General features: G+C 62.3%; 18 protein-coding genes. 14 read left to right on the top strand and 4 right to left on the bottom strand.

What is annotated here, in order from left to right; translation table 11 throughout:
• Positions 1-15 precede the first annotated feature (15 nt).
• The 14 genes from A0W34_RS31665 (at position 16) to A0W34_RS31600 (ending at position 13,340) form a co-directional block, all read left to right on the top strand.
• Positions 16-1,155, top strand: a complete 1,140-nt coding sequence (locus A0W34_RS31665) for an acyl-CoA dehydrogenase family protein (RefSeq protein ID WP_081559455.1) — start codon at positions 16-18, stop codon at positions 1,153-1,155.
• A gap of 102 nt (positions 1,156-1,257) precedes the next feature.
• Positions 1,258-2,046 carry an enoyl-CoA hydratase/isomerase family protein gene (locus A0W34_RS31660; RefSeq protein ID WP_081559674.1) on the top strand — a complete coding sequence of 263 codons (789 nt, stop codon included), beginning with the start codon at positions 1,258-1,260 and terminating at the stop codon, positions 2,044-2,046.
• A gap of 32 nt (positions 2,047-2,078) precedes the next feature.
• Positions 2,079-2,456, top strand: coding sequence for a Zn-ribbon domain-containing OB-fold protein (locus tag A0W34_RS31655; protein ID WP_081559453.1), 378 nt, complete (start codon positions 2,079-2,081; stop codon positions 2,454-2,456).
• Positions 2,453-3,604 carry a thiolase family protein gene (locus A0W34_RS31650; RefSeq protein ID WP_081559451.1) on the top strand — a complete coding sequence of 384 codons (1,152 nt, stop codon included), beginning with the start codon at positions 2,453-2,455 and terminating at the stop codon, positions 3,602-3,604. Before A0W34_RS31655 ends, A0W34_RS31650 begins: the two co-directional genes overlap by 4 nt.
• 43 nt (positions 3,605-3,647) lie before the next feature.
• Positions 3,648-4,841 (top strand): acyl-CoA dehydrogenase family protein, encoded by a 1,194-nt coding sequence (locus tag A0W34_RS31645; protein ID WP_081559672.1) that lies wholly within the window; start codon positions 3,648-3,650, stop codon positions 4,839-4,841.
• Complete coding sequence (locus A0W34_RS31640) at positions 4,838-5,797, top strand: phosphotransferase family protein (protein ID WP_081559449.1); 960 nt, start codon at positions 4,838-4,840, stop codon at positions 5,795-5,797. The genes A0W34_RS31645 and A0W34_RS31640 overlap by 4 nt, the downstream gene beginning before the upstream one ends.
• Before the next feature lie 56 nt (positions 5,798-5,853).
• The gene (locus A0W34_RS31635) at positions 5,854-7,056 is read left to right on the top strand and encodes an acyl-CoA dehydrogenase family protein (protein ID WP_081559447.1); all 1,203 of its coding nucleotides are present in this window, start codon (positions 5,854-5,856) and stop codon (positions 7,054-7,056) included.
• Positions 7,053-7,811 (top strand): SDR family NAD(P)-dependent oxidoreductase, encoded by a 759-nt coding sequence (locus A0W34_RS31630; protein ID WP_081559445.1) that lies wholly within the window; start codon positions 7,053-7,055, stop codon positions 7,809-7,811. Before A0W34_RS31635 ends, A0W34_RS31630 begins: the two co-directional genes overlap by 4 nt.
• A 31-nt stretch (positions 7,812-7,842) precedes the next feature.
• The gene (locus A0W34_RS31625) at positions 7,843-8,631 is read left to right on the top strand and encodes an SDR family NAD(P)-dependent oxidoreductase (protein WP_081559443.1); all 789 of its coding nucleotides are present in this window, start codon (positions 7,843-7,845) and stop codon (positions 8,629-8,631) included.
• Positions 8,631-9,692, top strand: coding sequence for an NAD(P)-dependent alcohol dehydrogenase (locus A0W34_RS31620; RefSeq protein WP_081559441.1), 1,062 nt, complete (start codon positions 8,631-8,633; stop codon positions 9,690-9,692). Before A0W34_RS31625 ends, A0W34_RS31620 begins: the two co-directional genes overlap by 1 nt.
• Positions 9,693-9,759: 67 nt before the next feature.
• Positions 9,760-11,268 carry a class I adenylate-forming enzyme family protein gene (locus A0W34_RS31615; protein WP_081559670.1) on the top strand — a complete coding sequence of 503 codons (1,509 nt, stop codon included), beginning with the start codon at positions 9,760-9,762 and terminating at the stop codon, positions 11,266-11,268.
• A gap of 27 nt (positions 11,269-11,295) precedes the next feature.
• The gene (locus A0W34_RS31610) at positions 11,296-11,919 is read left to right on the top strand and encodes a TetR family transcriptional regulator (protein WP_081559439.1); all 624 of its coding nucleotides are present in this window, start codon (positions 11,296-11,298) and stop codon (positions 11,917-11,919) included.
• A gap of 72 nt (positions 11,920-11,991) precedes the next feature.
• Positions 11,992-12,327 carry an EthD family reductase gene (locus tag A0W34_RS31605; RefSeq protein WP_081559437.1) on the top strand — a complete coding sequence of 112 codons (336 nt, stop codon included), beginning with the start codon at positions 11,992-11,994 and terminating at the stop codon, positions 12,325-12,327.
• Positions 12,324-13,340, top strand: coding sequence for an MBL fold metallo-hydrolase (locus A0W34_RS31600; protein WP_081559435.1), 1,017 nt, complete (start codon positions 12,324-12,326; stop codon positions 13,338-13,340). Before A0W34_RS31605 ends, A0W34_RS31600 begins: the two co-directional genes overlap by 4 nt.
• A 27-nt stretch (positions 13,341-13,367) precedes the next feature.
• On the opposite strand, the gene A0W34_RS31595 is transcribed toward A0W34_RS31600, so the two are convergent.
• Genes A0W34_RS31595 through A0W34_RS31580 form a run of 4 tightly spaced genes read right to left on the bottom strand, consistent with a single transcriptional unit; the run spans position 13,368 to position 17,786 of the window.
• Positions 13,368-14,132, bottom strand: coding sequence for an SDR family NAD(P)-dependent oxidoreductase (locus A0W34_RS31595; protein ID WP_081559668.1), 765 nt, complete (start codon positions 14,130-14,132; stop codon positions 13,368-13,370).
• 20 nt (positions 14,133-14,152) lie between these two features.
• A complete protein-coding gene (locus A0W34_RS31590; protein ID WP_081559433.1) occupies positions 14,153-15,859 on the bottom strand; it encodes an ABC transporter permease in 1,707 nt (568 codons plus the stop codon).
• Complete coding sequence (locus A0W34_RS31585; RefSeq protein ID WP_081559431.1) at positions 15,859-17,022, bottom strand: ABC transporter ATP-binding protein; 1,164 nt, start codon at positions 17,020-17,022, stop codon at positions 15,859-15,861. The genes A0W34_RS31590 and A0W34_RS31585 overlap by 1 nt, the downstream gene beginning before the upstream one ends.
• 2 nt (positions 17,023-17,024) lie before the next feature.
• A complete protein-coding gene (locus A0W34_RS31580; RefSeq protein WP_081559429.1) occupies positions 17,025-17,786 on the bottom strand; it encodes an SDR family NAD(P)-dependent oxidoreductase in 762 nt (253 codons plus the stop codon).
• Positions 17,787-17,800 lie beyond the last annotated feature (14 nt).

Here is a 17,800-nt window from a genome sequence, read left to right as displayed (position 1 = left end):
GTCAAGTGGAGTGATATGAAATCGTCTACTTCCCCTATAGAGCCCCCCTGGCCACTCTCCGAGCCCGCCGCCCTCAATCCCGGCCCCGAACAATTGGAGCTTCGCGATGCGATTCGATCGCTACTCGGGAAACACGGCGGCGTAGAGCAGGCTCGGTCGGCTTCGCACAAGGCCGAGGGATACTCGCCGGACCTCTGGCAGCAATTGATCGCGAATATGTCGGTCACTTCACTCGCTGCGCCAGAAGATCGCGGCGGGCTGGGTTACGGCATGGTCGAACTCGGCATCATTCTCGAAGAGTGCGGACGGAGCCTGGCCTGTGAGCCCGTGCTTTCCTCGGCAACCCTGGGCGTCCAAGCACTATTGGCGGCCACATATCCCGTCGACGAACTGCTGGTCGACACCCTCGATGGATCCTCGGTGACAAGCGTCAGTCCACTGACTGCCGCGACCGATCGACTCAGCGGTATCGAAAGTGAATCCTCCTGGCTGCTCAGCGGAGAGGTCTCGGCCGTCGTAGGTGGTGCTGCTGCCGACATCGTCATCGTCTCCGCTGACACTGCCGCCGGACGGCAGATATTCGCAATCAAGACGGCCGGTCAGGTGCACTGGCGCGAGCGTGAAGTCGTCGACCCCACCCGCAGACAGGCCGACCTGACCGTAGCGGAAGTGCCGGCAGTTCCCGTGGTCGGTGCCGACGATTATGCCCGGGTCTGTACTCGGATTCATGATTTACGGACGCTCGCAATCGCTTTCGAGAACACCGGACTTGTCGACGCCCTGCTCGAGATGACCGTCGAATACGTGAAAACCCGACACCAATTCGGGCGCCCGATCGGCTCGTTTCAAGCCGTCAAGCACCGACTGGCCGACGTACTCGTACTGCTCGAGCGCGCTCGATCGGCAAGCAGATATGCCGCAGCCGTATACGACGAGGCCCCGGACACTGCCCGATTGGCGATCGCGGTGGCCGGCGCCGTCTGCACCGACGCGGCCATAGACGCCGCGGCCGAGGCCGTGCAATTGCATGGCGGCGTCGGCTTCACGTGGGAACACCCGGCACACTCCTATTTCCGCCGCGCATTGGGAAACGAAGCAGTACAAGGCGATTCGCGCACTCATCGCGCACGCATCGCAGAACTGATCGGCATTTGACTGTTCGGAAAATGCCGCCGCCGCCGGGTATTGACGCAACGTCACCCGATCTGCATACTGAAGTGAATCCAGTTCAATTTATATCCACACGAAAGGCTCATGATGATCGAGACCGACCACATCCTGTTGGAGAAAGACGGAGACATCGCACGGGTTTGGCTCAACCGCCCGCACAAGAAGAACGCGGTCACCGTTGAACTGCTGCACCGCCTCGACGAGATCATTGTCGAGGTCGACAACGATCCGAACCTCAAGGTTCTGGTGCTACGTGGCGTCAACAACACGTTCTGCTCAGGTTTCGACCTGGACGAGCTGCTCTCCGACTTCATCGGCAGCACCACAGCGATGGACGTCGCCGTGCTTTCGGCCAAGGTCTGCGACCGTCTCTACTCGATGAACACACCCTCGATCGCAGTCCTCGAAGGCTATGTCACCGCAGGTGGTTTCGAACTGATGATTTCGTGCGACTTCGCGATCGCATCGGATGACGCCAAGATCGGCGACTTCCACATCCGTCGTGCACTCTTCGGTGGCGCCGGCCCGATCTACCGCCTTCCCCGCATGATCGGGGTCCGTAAGACCAAGGAGCTCATGCTCACCGGCAAGCTCCTCTCGGGCACCGAGGCCGCTGCATTCGACCTGATCAATGCTTCGGCACCGGCCGATCAGCTCGATCAGGCCGTGGCAGACTTCGCCGCGACCCTGACCGACAAGAGCCCGTTCATGATGAAGCTCACCAAGATGTGCATCGACAAGGGCCTCGACGCCGACATCCAGTCGCTCATGGTCATGGAGCACTTGGCCGTCGGCAACGCACTGCAGTCGGAGGACGGCAAGGAAGGCGTCACCGCATTCCTCGAGAAGCGTAATCCGGTGTGGGTCGGCCGCTGATCTGATTCACCCCGAGACCTGAAGGGATAGGCATGGCAGAGAAGACAGCAATCGTGCTCGAAGGCAGCCGGTGCACGGTGTGCGCCACGGTGGCCTTTCCGGCCGGCGTCATGTGCAGCAAGTGCGCAACGCCAACGGCAGCACCTCTCGATTTGAGTAACCGAGGTGTGCTGTGGGCGTATACGATTCAACGTTTTCCTCCGAAATCGCCGCCGTATATACCGCCCGCCGGAGGGTTCACTCCTTTCGCGGTCGGTTACATCGAACTCCCTGAAGGAATCAAGGTCGAAGCAATCATCGACTGTGAAGACTTCGACGGACTGGATCAGGCACCGGTGACGTTGGTCGCCACCTCACCGGTGCCCCGGTTCGCCGTCGATCGTGACGCGAAGCAAGGAGCAACCAAGTGACGCAGCCTATTTCGATCGTCGGAGCCGGACTTTCGAAGTTCGGCCGGCAACCGGGAGTGAGTGGGCGTGCCATGGCCGTCACCGCGATCGGCGCCGCGCTCGATGATGCCGGACTTTCATGGCCCGACGTCCAGGTCGCCTTCGGCGGCAGTGACGGATCCGGGCTGGCCGACACCTTGGTGGCCGAACTCGGTTTCACCGGAATACCTTTCACCAACGTCAAGAACGGTTGCGCAACCGGCGGTAGCGCACTCTTCTCGGCGGTCAATGCAGTTCGCTCGGGTGCAGCCGAGATCGCACTGGCGGTCGGCTTCGACAAGCACCCACGCGGGGCATTCGATCCCCGACCGGAAGAATGGGGCCTGTCGGACGGATACGGCGAGGCCGGTCTGATGGTCACCACACAATTCTTCGGAGCCAAGATCTCGCGCTATATGCGCCAGCACAACATCTCGGCCGACACCCTGGCCCGCGTGGCCGAGAAGGCTTATCGAAACGGCGTTCTCAATCCGAACGCCTGGCGCCGGGAGGCGATGTCCGCCGAGACCATCGCGACAGCCGACATGGTCAACGACCCGCTCACCCGTTACATGTTCTGCTCACCCGGAGAAGGCGCCGCCGCGATCGTGGTTGCCAGCGAGAGCGCAACCAAAGCGCTCGCCGCGCGAGCGGTCACACTTCGCGCAATCACCCATCGCACCCGAAGGTTCGGCTCCTTCGAGGTTTTCAGCCCGGCCGTGCAAGGTAACGGTGAACCGACCAGTGTCAGTGCGGACGCCGCGCGGGCAGCCTTCGAGCAGGCAGGCATCTCCCCCGGCGAAGTCGACGTGGCTCAGCTGCAGGACACCGAGAGCGGTGCCGAAATTATGCACATGGCCGAGTGCGGCTTCTGTGAACCCGGCGAACAGGAATCGATGATTGCGGCCGGCGAGACAGAGATTGGCGGCCGCATTCCGATCAACACCGACGGTGGATGCATCGCCAACGGTGAGCCGATCGGCGCATCGGGCCTGCGGCAGGTGCACGAGATAGTCATCCAACTTCGTGGTGAGGCGGGTGCCCGTCAGGTTCCCGGTACTCCCCGGATCGGGTTCACCCACGTATACGGCGCACCGGGCATCAGTGCCTGCACCGTATTGTCCGTATGAGTTTGCGAAGACGACTGAGGGCAGATCAGTGACACCACAAACGATTCCAGGTCTCGACGCGTTCACCGAGGAAGCCATCGCCTGGTTGCGTGGCGTCGCCGCACCTCGCACCGAATCGGTGTGGGGCGTTGGTTCGGATTCGGTGGCGGTATTCGAGAATTGGACAGCTGAGCAAGAACGTGAGCACACCGACGAAATCTCGCGCTACGAGCAGGCGAAATTCGATGCCGGCTGGGGAGCATTGAGCTGGCCGCCCGAACGCGGCGGTCGCAGCCTGCCGCTGTCATACGTGTTGGCTTTCCGCCGCGCCGAGGAATCGTTCGACGTGCCTCGTCGAACCGAGATGTTCTCGGTGACACAGCAATTGATCGCGCCGACCATCGAGCAGTGGGGCACCGACGAGCAGAAGGAGCGCTACGTGCGCGCGATGCTTCGCACGGACATCATTGCCTGCCAACTGTTCTCCGAGACCGAGGCCGGATCGGACCTGGCTGCCGTCCGCACCAAGGCGCTGCGCAGCGAAGCCGGCACGTGGACTCTCGACGGGCACAAGGTATGGACCTCCGGCGCGCTGGTGGCGGACTACGGAGTTGCGGTGTGCCGTACCGACGCCACCGTTGCGAAACATGCCGGGCTCACCATGTTCCTGGTCCCGATGAACGCACCTGGCGTGACCATACGCCCGATCCGTCAGATGACCGGCGGCAGCTCGTTCAACGAGGTGTACCTCGACGGGGTCGAACTCGAAGACACGTATCGACTCGGTCCGGTCGGCAAGGGTTGGCAGGTTGCTCTCACCGTGCTGGCGGCCGAACGTCTGGACGGCGGAAATCTCGGTCTGGCCAACGCAGATCAGGCAATTGCCCTCGCACAGAACCTCGGACGCGAGCTGACCGAGATCGAGAAGGACAAGGTGGCCGACCTGGTCGCCAGGAGCTATCTACAGCGCGTGAGCAATATGCGGGTGGCCGGGGCGATGCTTGCCGGCAACGAGCCGGGTCCTGAAGCCTCACTCGGAAAGTTGTTGGCTACCGACACCATGGCCAGAACGTCCGAAGTTGCCCGTTTGCTGCTCGGCCGTGAACTTACCGCCGATTCCGGTCGATGGGGAACGTTCGTGTGGTCCGAACACGCACTCGGCGCCCCCGGATACCGAATTGCGGGCGGCACCGACGAGATTCAGCACAACATCATCTCCGAGCGCGTGCTCGGTCTACCAAGGGAGCCGCGACCGTGACCAGTTCGCCTCTGCAAGAACGGGTCGCCGCCAAACTACTGGCGGACTGCGGCGCGACGTTAACCGACTTCCAGCCGCTACTCGGTGGACACTCCGGACTGACGTACCGCGCCACCACCTCGACCGGTGACGTGGTGATCAAGGCGGTGCCGGACGGCCAGCGATCCATCGGCAGGCACGACATGCTGCGACAGGCGCATATTCTGCAGGCGCTGGCCGGCACCGAAGTTCCGGTGCCGCGCGTACTTGTCGTCGACGAGATCGAGCCCGCGTGGTTTGCCATGGAATTTGTTGCAGGCGAGTCACTCGAGCCCGTGCTCGACGACCCGGCCGTAGATCCGGTGCTCGCTGCCAATCGAATGCGTCGTGCCGCTGCAGTCCTACCGCGACTGCATGAGGTGGACCTGGCCACCATTGCAGGGCTCGCAGATCCCCTGACACCGGCAGACGAGCTCGAGCGCTGGGCCAAGACGCTGGGCGCAGTGCCACCGGAATTGGTTGTCGGCGCCGATCGTCTGTTGGAACTGTTGCGCTCCGACATTCCCGAACCTATCGAACCCACACTGGTGCACGGTGATTACCGTCTCGGCAACATCATCTCCGATGGACTGGAGCCAGTTGCACTCATCGACTGGGAAATCTGGTCGACCGGAGATCCCCGAGTCGAATTGGGCTGGTTCCTGGTATTCGCCGACGGTTCGAACTTCCCCGGTGTCGGTCGGGAAGTCACCGGACTGCCGAGCGCCGAAGAGTTGGTCGCGCTGTACACCGGAACGGGTCCCGCACTCCCCGAACTCAACTGGTTCGACGCACTCGGCCGGTTGAAGATGGCGGCGATCATGGGCCACAACCTGCGTCGGCACCGCGAGGGTCGCCATCATGATCCGGATCAGGAGAAGCTGCCCGACACCATCAACCGGTTGATCGAGACCGGTACCGCTCTCCTGCGTCCCTAGTTCTTCCAGGCCGCTGGTCTTTTGCGTCGCTTGATAATCACCTAAGGAGACCTACCGTGGATTTCGCCTATTCCCCGCGGACCGAGGAGCTGCTCGGCAAGCTCGAATCTTTCATGGCCGATTACGTCTATCCGGCGGAATCGGTGTACGACGCCCAGGTCGCTGCGAACGACGACCCGCACGAACAGCCCCAGATCATGCGCGATCTGCAGGCGAAGGCACGCGAATTGGGTCTGTGGAATCTGTTCATGACGCACGACGGACTCGGTGCCGGGCTCACCAATCTCGAATACGCTCCGCTGGCTGAGATCGTCGGCCGCTCCATCATCGGTAACGAGGCGATCAACTGCTCGGCTCCCGATACCGGAAACATGGAGATCCTCGCCATGTTCGGCACCGACGAACAGAAGACGCAGTGGTTGAAGCCGTTGCTGGACTGCAGTATTCGTTCGGCTTTTGCGATGACCGAACCGGCCGTGGCAAGTTCGGATGCGACAAACATTCGATCGACTATCCAACGTGATGGTGACGAATACGTGCTCAACGGCCGTAAGTGGTACACCTCCGGCATCCTCGATCCTGACTGCAAGCTCATGATCTTCATGGGCAAGTCGGATCCCGAAGGCCCGACCTACCGACAGCAGAGCATGATCCTGGTACCGGCCGACGCGCCCGGCGTTGAGGTCATTCGGGATCTGCCGATGTTCGGCTTCCAAGACCGCCTCGGCCACGGCGAAGTTCAATTCACCGATGTTCGGGTACCGGCTGCAAACATGCTCGGCACCGAGGGCGACGGATTTGCCATCGCACAGGGACGCCTGGGCCCCGGCCGGATGCACTACGCGATGCGCGCCGTCGGTATGGCAGAACGGGCACTGGACATGATGTGTAAGCGCGCGCTCGAAAGGGAAGCGTTCGGAGGCCCCCTTACCGACCGCGGCGTAGTGCGTGAATGGATTGCCCGCAGCCGCATCGAGATCGACCAAATCAGGTTGCTCGTACTCAAGTCGGCTTGGTTGATGGATACCCAGGGCAACGCGTCTGCGCGCTCGGAAGTGGCCGCTATCAAGGTGGCAGCAATGGAAGTTGCGCACAAGGTTGTCGACCGCGCGGTGCAGACTTACGGCGCCGCCGGAGTCAGCAATGACACGATCCTGGCTCGGCTGTATGCGATTACCCGCGCCCTGCAGATTGCAGACGGACCCAGCGAGGTCCATCTGCGCACCATTGCCCGCCTCGAGGTGAAGAAGCACAAATGAGTACACCAGAATTGACCGGTAAGGTCGCACTCGTGACCGGCGCGAGCCGCGGTTTGGGACTGGCCATCGCGCGCGGACTCCGGGACGCGGGCGCGACCGTGATCGTCTCCAGTCGAAAGCTCGAATCCTGCCGCGAAGCGGTGGCGTCGCTCGGTGACACCGGTCCCGGAACCGCTCACCCGTTCGCCCTGCACGTCGGGCACTGGGACAGTATCGAGCCCGCGGTCGAGAAGATCATTGCCGAATTCGGCAGCCTCGACATCGTTATCAACAATGCCGGCATCGCACCGCTGGCCGACAACTTGCTCGCCGCCTCGGAAGGACTGTGGGACAAAACAATCGAGGTGAACGTCAAGGGACCTTTCCGGCTGATGGCCGTCGCGGGAGACCGGATGCGGGCGGCCGGCGGCGGCTCGATCATCAACATCTCCAGTATCGGAGCGGAGCGCCCGAGCCCTCCGGAAGCGATGTACGCCGCGGCCAAGAACGGCCTCAATGCGCTCACCCGGGCGTTTGCGCAAGAGTACGCGCCGACGGTGCGGGTCAACTGTGTGATGCCGGGTGGTTTCGCTACCGACATGGCCGAGAACTGGGACGACGAGTTCATCGGAAAGATCGTGGACCGTCTGCCTGCCGGGCGACTGGGCCGGCCGGAGGAGATCGCCGGTCTGGTAACGCACCTGGCCTCGGATGCGGCCGGCTACACGACCGGCGCGCTCATCCCGGTCGACGGCGGCCGAACCGCCGTGTACTGACGCTGCGATGTCCTGATATCGCAGTAAAGCCATGACAGACAACGGATTCGAGGGTGGACAGATGCTGACCGAGATGTTCGGGCTGGCCGGGCGGGTAGCGATCGTGACGGGTGCGTCGTCTGGTCTCGGAATGGGGTTTGCGCGCACACTGGCCAGTGCCGGGGCCACGGTGTACGCCGCGGCCCGCCGGCTCGACCGCTTGCAGGACTTGGCAGCCGAGGTACCGGGGATCGTTCCGGTTCGTTGCGACATCACTGACGACGCCGATCGGCGCGCCCTGATCGACGGGTGTTACGAACAGTTCGGACGTCTGGACGTACTCGTCAACAATGCCGGCATTCCCGGACCTCCGAACGCCGAGGACGAAACCATCGCGGGATTCAATTCGGTACTCGAGCTCAATCTGGTATCAGGCTTTCACCTGGCGACGTACGCCTCGACCCGACTTCCGGAGAACGAACGCGCGTCGTACATCAACATCTCCTCGGTGATCGGGCTGGTGTCCACGGCCCCGATCGGCGGCGCGAGCTATGCGGCCTCCAAGGCCGGAGCACTCGGCTTGACCCGGGAATTGGCCGGTCAGTGGGGACGCAGGGGGATCCGCGTGAACTCCGTCGTGCCTGGGTGGTTCGATACGGAGATGACCGACGGACTGTTCAGCAATGACAAATCGGCGGGGTGGGTGCGTAAGAACACCATGCTCGGCCGCGGCGGGGTCGAAGGTGAGATAAACGGCGCAGTGCTGTTCCTGGCCTCGGATGCCTCCTCGTACATGACCGGCCAGGCGCTGGTTGTCGACGGTGGTTGGACGGCGCGCTGATGTTGGCAGTCCAACTGACGGCGTGGGGTCAGCCTCCGCAGGTGCGTGAGGTCCCCGTACCCGAGCCCGCTGAGGGACAACTGTTGATCAAAGTCGGCGCCGCTGGTCTGTGCCGCTCGGATCTGCACGTCATGGATTCGCCCGCCGGACGTTTCGATTACCCGTTGCCTCTCACACTCGGTCATGAGGTTGCCGGTACCGTCGTCGGTGCGGGGCCGCTGGCCGATCACGCGTGGATCGGTGAAAATGTTGTCATTCATGGTGTTTGGCCATGTGGCCGGTGCCGCAATTGCCGGCGCGAGCGCGAGAACTACTGCTTGGAGAAAGTTCCGCGTGGGGACGGCCGACTCAGTCCGATCGGAAACGGGTTGGGCCATCCGGGCGGGCTGGCGGAATACCTGCTGGTGCCCTCGGAAGCTGTTCTCGTTCGCGTCGGTTCGCTGAGCCCCCAGCAGGCCGCTCCGCTCGCCGACGCCGGCCTGACCGCATATCATGCGATCCGGACCAACAGCGACCTCATCGACTCGGACACTGTGGCTTTGGTGATAGGAATCGGCGGTCTCGGCCATCTGGCGGTGCAGATCCTGCGCTCTTTCGGCGTCACAGACATCATCGCCGTCGAGACAAGAACGCAGACACACGCTCTCGCGCTCGAATCGGGAGCACACGCGTGTTTTGCGACGCTCGCGGAAGCGACAGAGGCTGTGGCGTGCCTCGGCGGTGCCGACGTGGTCTTCGACTTTGTCGGGGCTCAGGCGACGGTCGAACCCGCTCCGGAGCTTCTCGCTCCCGGCGGCCGAGTTGTCGTCGTGGGAAGTGCGGGCGGGCAACTGACCGTCGGCAAGAGCTTGGGTTTGGTCAACGGCTGGCAAGTTCGGGCGCCGTTCTGGGGCACCATCGAGGACCTGCGTCAAGTGGTCGAACTCGCCAGTGCAGGAAAGCTGCATGCCGAGGTGACCACGTTCCCGTTCGACAGCGCGCTGGAGGCCTACGATCGCCTGCGTTCAGGCGATCTGTCCGGCCGCGCCGTACTGGTGCCCACAGCCCCTTCATCGCTGTAACCATCCAACACACAATCGAACTCGAAGACGGAAGAGGGACGCCGCAGTGAAGTTGCTGGCACAGGAGATGCTCGCCCGGGCGGAAGGCAATCCGGCAGAGATTGCGGTGATCGACGAGTTAGGTTCTCACACAATCGGTTCGATCGTCGAGGCGGCTCGCTCGCTGGCCGATACCATCGCTTCGCTCGACAGCGGAGCGCCCACTGCACTCATTCAAGCCGACAATACGTGGCAGACGGTGGCTACCGCCCTCGCGATCGGACTTCGCGGCGGCGTAGTGGCGGTCTTCAGCCCACACGCCACCGAATCCGAATTCGAGATGGCGATCGACGACATCGACCCGGATCTCGTGGTTGCCGATGCCGATGCACTGACCCACTGGGGCATCAAGGACGACCAGTTTGCCGGTTCCCTAACGGCTTTCGGCACGCGAGTGCTCAGGTCTCGGCAGGGCGTTTTCGCCCCGATCGAGCGCTGGCGCGGCGGCACCGCGATCGCAATGACCTCCGGTTCGACCGGTCGCCCGAAGTGTGTCGTCCAGTCCGAAGAGGCAATCCGCTACGCGTGCCGGAGCACCATCGATACCGTCGGATTGCAACAGGGTGAGGCGGTCGGCGCTTTTGTGCCGCTGTCGTCGGTCGCAGCTTTCTGTTTCGGGATGTATCTACCTGCCTTCCTTGGCGGACAGATGGTTTCGATCGCCAAGTGGTCGCCTGCGGTAGCACTGGAGGCAATGGCGCAGCATCGGGTCGCCTGGACGATGTTGGTGCCGACCATGGCCCTACAGCTCTCGGTTACCGAAAGAGCTGACGGTAAGCTCTCGGCGATGCGCGCCCTGACGGTTGGTGGCGGTCCGATGAACGAGCGCACACTCGGGAACGCCGAAACCGTCCTGGGTACCACCTTCCTTCGAGTATTCGGCATGTCCGAATGCCTGGGCCACACGACCCCGCGTCTGGATGATCCGCCGGCCATCAGGCTGGGGCGGGACGGCCGCCCGTTCCCTGGCACCGTCGTTCGCGCGGTCGACGCCGCCGGGGCATTGCTCACTGCAGGTGAGATCGGGGATGCTCAGGTGAAGGGACCGTCGCTGTTCGTCGGTTATGCGCGCGGCGGTGCTCCGGTACTGCCCGAGCTCACCGCGGACGGCTTCCTGCCGACGGGCGATCTGGTCGAAGTCGGCGAAGACGGGTCTATCTGCGTCATGGGACGCCAGAAACAAATCATCATCCGCGGCGGCCGCAATATCGACATCAACGAAATGGAATCGGCGATCGCGTCGCTACCCGCAGTGGTTCAGGTCTGCGTTGTGCCGGTGCCGGACGACCTCCTCGGCGAGCGCGCGGCAGCCCTCGTCGTCACCGGTGGTCAACCGCTGACGCTGGCGGAGGCGACCACCCAGCTTGCCGCGAGGGGCTTTCCAAAGTTCAAGTGGCCGGAGTTTCTCTTCTCCGTCGAAGACCTTCCGCAGAACCGAGTCGGCAAACTTTCCAGGACCGATGCGGTCGCGCTCGCCTCAGGCCTGGCCTCTGAAGTTGACACGAGTTCATCTCAAAAAGGGGTAAGGTCGAACTAATCATCCACGCACCTCCGGGGGAGCCACATGACAGCAGAGACCGCGTTGCGCCGGGAGAGTCCGCGCTCCAAACGAACTCTCATTCTTGCCACGGCGATCGACCAGTTCGGCGAACTGGGTTACGAGCACACCAAGTGGGCGTCGATCGCCGACGAGGTCGGTATCGGACAGACGGCGCTCTATCACTATTTCGAGTCGAAAGCACATTGCCTGCTGACAATCATGCGGCTGGAGTTGGCCGATTCGTTGGAGCGAGTCACTGTTGCAACCGAGGTCGACTCGGATCCCACAACGGCACTCAGGGCGGCAATCGTCGTATCACTCAAGGCTTCACCGAGGGATGCTCTGCAGCGCCGCATTCTTCAGAGCCACATGGATCTTCTTGCTGCGGAACGACAGTCGGAAAAAGAGGAGTCCGAACGACTGAAGTCCCGTGAACTCGTCCAAGCGATCGAAGAAAAGTGGACCGCACTGATCGCGAACGGAATCAAGGAAGGCGTCTTCGCTGATTCCGATCCTCGTTTGATGGGCCGACTCGTCTTGGCCCTCGTGATCAGTGTTTGGCGCTGGTACCGACCGGACGGCAAACTCAGCCTGACAGAGATCGCCGAACGAGTGACCGATGCGGCCCTGCGGATGGTGTGCGCGTAGATCACTCCGCGCACGGCGAGTATCAATTTTGACTGCCCTCTTAAACTAAAGTGAATTCAATTAGGAGTTGAAATGTACAATCTTGTTCTCGTCGCATCCCGCCCCACCGACTGGACCCATCAGCAGTTCATCACTTGGTGGCGCGGCGAACACGCGGAGGTCACCTATCCCCTTCCCGGCCTTCTGCGATGGCAGCACACCGAATTGCTCGAAGCTTTTGGCAGCAAGTCGGAGGGGTGGGATGGCTTGTCCGTCTTGAGTTTCGAATCGCGGGAGGCACTCGAAGCCGCGCTGGCGAGTCCGCAGTGGCAGGCCGCCGTTGATCACGTCGGAACCATGGGTGGCCGCCGGATGATGTGGTACGGCGACGAAAAGACCATGGTGCCGCTCGCCGACAGCGGAAAATGACCGACTCTTGGGATCGGCCCGGTTGCTATCGCGTCGCCGACGGCGTTTTCCGGATCCCATTGCAGATGCCGCAGGACGGCCTGCGTGCAATCAACGTCTACGCGCTCGAGACCACGGACGGACTGGCGCTGGTCGACGGCGGTTGGCATCGCAACAGCACGCACGCCGAACTGTCCGACGCCCTAGCGCTGATCGGTCGCAACCCGGCGGAGATTCACGACATCTATGTCACGCATGTCCACCGTGACCACTACACGTTTGCCGTTGAACTGCGTCGACGGCATGGCTCTCGAATCCACCTCGGCGCAGCCGAATCTCCCGGCATCGCCGCAATCGCCAAGCTGGGCAACAATGTTCCGGAGAGCTCAATTCTTCAGCTGCACCGATCCGGCGCAGCGACAATCGCCGAGCAGGTCTCTCGAGACTCGATCGACGAACCCTTCGAGCCCTCGGACTGGGAGGCTCCCGATCACTGGCTCTCCCCCGGCGCTCTCGATATTCCAGGCCATCGCTTGTCCGCGGTACACACTCCCGGACACACCAAGGGGCACATGGTTTTTCATGACCTCGAACGCGACGTCTCTTTCACCGGAGACCACGTGTTGCCGACGATCACGCCGTCGATCGGATTCGAACTCGGCGATTGGGAGCTGCCACTCGGAGCGTACCTCCGCTCGCTGGAGATGATGCTCGACGACCGGGACCGGATCGTGATGCCGGCGCACGGCGGCACCGGTGCGGGTCTGCACGCGCGATGCCGGGAGTTGTTGGCGCACCACGATCACCGTCTAGGTCAGACTGCTTCTGCGGTAGCCGAATTGGGCGAGGTCTCAGGGCTGCAAGTGGCGCAGGTGTTGACCTGGACCCGGCGCGAACGCGGCTTCGATTCTCTCGATACCTTCAACCAGATGGTGGCCACCTGCGAGACGCTTGCCCACCTCGACGTGCTTGTCGAACGTGGGCAGTTGTCCGTGCAAAACAGGAACGGGGTGGATCTCTTCAGTTCGAACTGAAGAGATCCACCCCGTTTACCGACCCCCTCAGGCGCAGGTCCATCCGCCGTCGACATAGAGTTCGATACCGGTGACGAACGTCGAGTCATCGCCAGCCAGAAAAGCTACGGCGGCAGCAACTTCTGAAGCCGTGCCGAGTCGGCCCATCGGCGTATTCGCAATCATCGCCCGGTGCCGCTCACTACCCTCGTAACGCCGCAGCAGTTGCTGGGTCTCGATAAATCCCGGATGCACCGAATTCACGCGCACACCCTTCGTGGCCCAGTGCAATGCGGCGTTCTTTGTCATCGTGCGGACCGCACCCTTGGCGGCCGCGTAGGCGAAGCTGTTACCCAATCCGCCGACCGTGCCGAGGATCGAGCAGATGTTGACGACCGAACCGCCGCCAGTGCTTTCGATATAGGCCCCGGCGTGTTTCATGCCGAGCCACGTTCCGGTCTGACTGACCTCGATGACTTTGTTGTACCGATCGACGTCTTCGTCGACGACGGAAGCCAAACTACCGATCGCACCGTTGTTCACCACGGCGTCGAGTCGGGAATACCGCTCGGTGACAGCCTCTATGACCCTCTGCCATTGCTCTTCGCGAGCGATGTCGAGTGCGAGAGCCTGATGGCGGTCGGGCTGATCCTGCTTCGCGACCACTTCGGCGCACGCGTCACCACTGATATCAGTCACGATCACCGAAGCACCCTCGGATGCAAGGCGGCCGACGATTTCGACGCCGATACCGCCGGTGGCTCCGGTAACCAGTACCACTTTCTCACGCAAACGAGTATTGCCTACCGACATCGTTTCAGCTTCACTTTCTGTCACAGCTTGCTCAGGACGTTACGCCCGCCGACCAGCATGGCGATGGCAACGCCGATCGTGGTCACCGCGGTCATCAGCAGCGCCATGGCGGCCACCATCGGATACGAACCGTTCTGCCACATGTCGAACAGCAGCGTTCCCATCACCTGAGTTGTGGAAGCGCGTACCAGGAGCGACGCGGCGAACTCGTGAGTGAGCAAGATGAACATCAGCGCGACGGCACTGAGAACCGTCGGACGCATGAGCGGCAACATGATTCGCAGCGTCGTGACGAAGGGGGATGCACCGCTGGTGGCCGAGGCCTCGTTGTATGTGTTTCCGAGCGCAAGCATGGCTGTCATCTGCATTCGTGTGGCGAACGGCAACATCAGAACGATGTAGACGAGGATGATGACTGTGCGGGTGCCGTACAGGATGAACGGCGGTTCGGTGTAGGTCAGCAGGAAGCCGACGCCGAAGATCACTGCGGGGATGCCGAGCGGCAGGGCGGTCATCAGATCGGCCAGCAGCGCCAGTATCTTGAAGCGGCGCCCGCGGACCAGGAGGTTGGCCAGCGCGTACCCGATCGGAATGCAGATGATCACCGCTCCCAGAGAGGTAAGTACGCTGGTGACAACGGATTCGGTGATCGCACTAGTCGACCAGAGCTCCCGGAAGTTGTCCAGGGTCAGTAAACCCCACGACAGCGATCCTGACCAATACGGCGTCAGCGAGACGATGATCAGCCCGATCAGCGGAATGACCAGTGCGAACATCGAGAAGATCACCACGGTGGCCGTCGCCCAGGTAGCCCGGCCGGTGGACGAGGCAAACGCCTTGCCTCCGTGCGTGACAAACCGAGTCTGGTTGCCCAGCAGCACCTTTTGCACCAGGACGAGCACTAAACCGAAGATCACCAGTGGTGAACCGGCAGCTGCCGCGGCCGCGAAATCCGAAGGGGACTCGGACACTCGGCGGTACATCTCCGTGGTCAGGACCTTGACGCCCGAATTCTGGCCCAGCAGTAGCGGACCGGTGAACTGTCCCAGACCGAGTAGCAATGCGATTCCGCCGCCGTAGATGAGTGAAGGCCGCAGCAAGGGCAGCACGATCTTGAAGAAGATTCCGACCGTTGACGATCCGCTCACCTGAGCGGCTTCGAGGTGTTCCGAACTGATGTTCTGCATGCCGGAGCTGACGAACAAGTAGACGAACGACGTGAGGCCGAAACCTGTGAGGATCACGATCCACGGGATGGTGTACACGTCGATGGGTCCGGTGTCGGTCCCGCTCCACCAGGGGAGCTTGCGCAGGAGCACGTTGAGGTAGCCGGGACCGGGCGAGAGCAGGAATGCCCAGCCGACGATGTTTGCGACGGCGGGCATGACGATCGGGAGGATGGGGACGATGCGAAGCCATCCCAGTTTCTCCGGGAGTCGGCTGGCGGCGAACGCAAGTACGGTACCGAGGACCATCGCGATCACGAGCGAGCCGAGTGCCAGGGCGATCGTCGTCCAGATCGCCTCGGCCACATCGTAGCGGCCGTACTGCGTACGGTAACCCGCGCCGCCGTCCTCGAACGCCAGCATCTGCAGCCGAATCATCGGCAGCACTACGAGATACGCAAGAACGGCGATCAGAATCGCGTAGCCGATGCGGGCCTGCCACTGCCGTGAAATCGAGAACGACTTGACGGATCCGCCGGCCGTTGCGGTTGCGGTTGCCATCAGGATCGGTCTCCTACACCCGGTGCGACCAGTTCGGGAACGGTCACCGCAGTGGCGTCCGGATCGGCGTATACCCGCAGACTGGACGGAGAGAAGCTGATCACCATGGGCGTACCCGGATCACTGGCGCGCAATGTGGCACTGTGTTCGGCGGCACTGGCACGCAATGCCAGTTGTTCGGTACCCGTCTTGACCAATACGTCGAAGTGTCGTCCGGCATACTCGTATGTCACCAGTTCGGCGTGCAGTGCAACGTTTCCGGCCGGAACGTCGTCCATCGAGGCATGCATCTGCACGTCGTCCGGTCGGAACCGCGCCACCGCGGCGGTGCCCTCGTCAGCACGGTCCCGCACGCTGGCGTTGCTGAGATCGATGACGTCGTTCGCGCTCGTGTTCCAACCGTCGTGGGCGCGGCGCAGCTCCAGTCGATTGCCCATGCCGATGAAAGCGGCGACATACTCGGACACCGGATTCTCGAACACGTGCTCCGGCGCGTCGTACTGTTCGATTCTGCCGGACTTCATGATTGCGATCCGGTCGGCAAGAGCGAAAGCCTCGGCCTGATCGTGCGTGACGAAAACTGCGGTAAAGCCCAGGCTTTGATGCAGCTGATGGATCTGGGAACGCACCTGGTCGCGGAGGCGTGCATCCAAGTTGCTCAGGGGTTCGTCGAACAAGACCAGATCCGGTTGCGCAACGAGTCCACGGGCCACCGCAACTCGCTGTTGCTGCCCACCACTGAGTTGCGACGGGTACCGATCGAGCAGTGCGCCGCAATCGACCATCTCGGCAGCCTTCTCCACCGCACCGTCGGCGATGGCCTGTTTGAGCTTGCGGACCTTGAGCGGGTATCGGATGTTGTCCCGGACCGTCATGTGCGGCCAGAGCGCATACGACTGGAACACCATGCCGATGTTCCGCTTGTGTGCGGGGACATCGGTTTTGGTGGAGGCATCGAAAACGTGCCTACCGCCGAACGAGATCGAGCCGCCCTGAGGTGTTTCCAATCCCGCCAGGCACCGCAGCGTTGTGGTCTTGCCGCAACCACTCGGACCGAGCAGGACAAGGAACTCGCCCTGCTCGATTTCGAGATCGAGTTGATCGACCACCACGTTCGATCCGTAAGTCTTCGTGAGACCTGAAACTGCGAATTGTGATGCCATTTCTATACTTTCTCGTTCGAGATTTTGGGGGTACGAACACCGGCGGCCTGGCCACCGTCTACGAGGATGTCGGTTCCGGTTACGTAGCTGCTGTCGTCAGTGGCCAGGAAACGAATGACCCTCGCGACCTCGCTCGGCGCGCCGCGCCGTTGCATCGGAATGCTGCGCACATACGCTTCGACGTCGTCGTTGGAGAAGTCCGATACCGACGTGATTTCGGTTTCGATGCTGCCCGGGCAGACGGAATTGACTCGGATACCGCGGTCGGCAAGCTCGAGTGCGGCCACCTTGGTCAGGGCTCGGACCCCGAATTTCGCTGCGCCGTACGCACCCAACTCGGCGGTCGCGAGCACGCCACGCAATGATGCGAGATTGATGACGCACCCACCATCTGCCATTGACGCGGCTGCGGCCTTCAGCCCCAGGAATGTGCCAACAAGATTCAGGTCGATCATCCGACGAAACTGGTCGAGTGACGTATCTGCCAGAGTAGCCTTCATCGCAGCTCCGGCACTGTTGACCAGCACCGTCATGTCGTGGCCGGCCGCCGCCATCGCCGCTGTTGCGTCGGCCCAGTCAGTCTCGCTCGTCACGTCGAGATGGCGGTAATACGCGTTTGCGCCCAACGTCGCAGTGAACGCGCTTCCGGCGTCGTCGTCGACATCGGTAAGGTACACGGTTGCGCCGTGCGCGGCGAACAGTTCGGCGCAGGCCCCGCCAATACCGCCGGATGCTCCCGTGACAAGAACATTCGTTCCCCGCATCGAATCCGTGAGGT

The sequence above is a fragment of the Rhodococcus sp. BH4 genome, assembly GCF_002079265.1.
Taxonomy (GTDB): domain Bacteria; phylum Actinomycetota; class Actinomycetes; order Mycobacteriales; family Mycobacteriaceae; genus Rhodococcus_F; species Rhodococcus_F qingshengii.
This window is presented reverse-complemented; position numbering and strand designations above follow the sequence as displayed.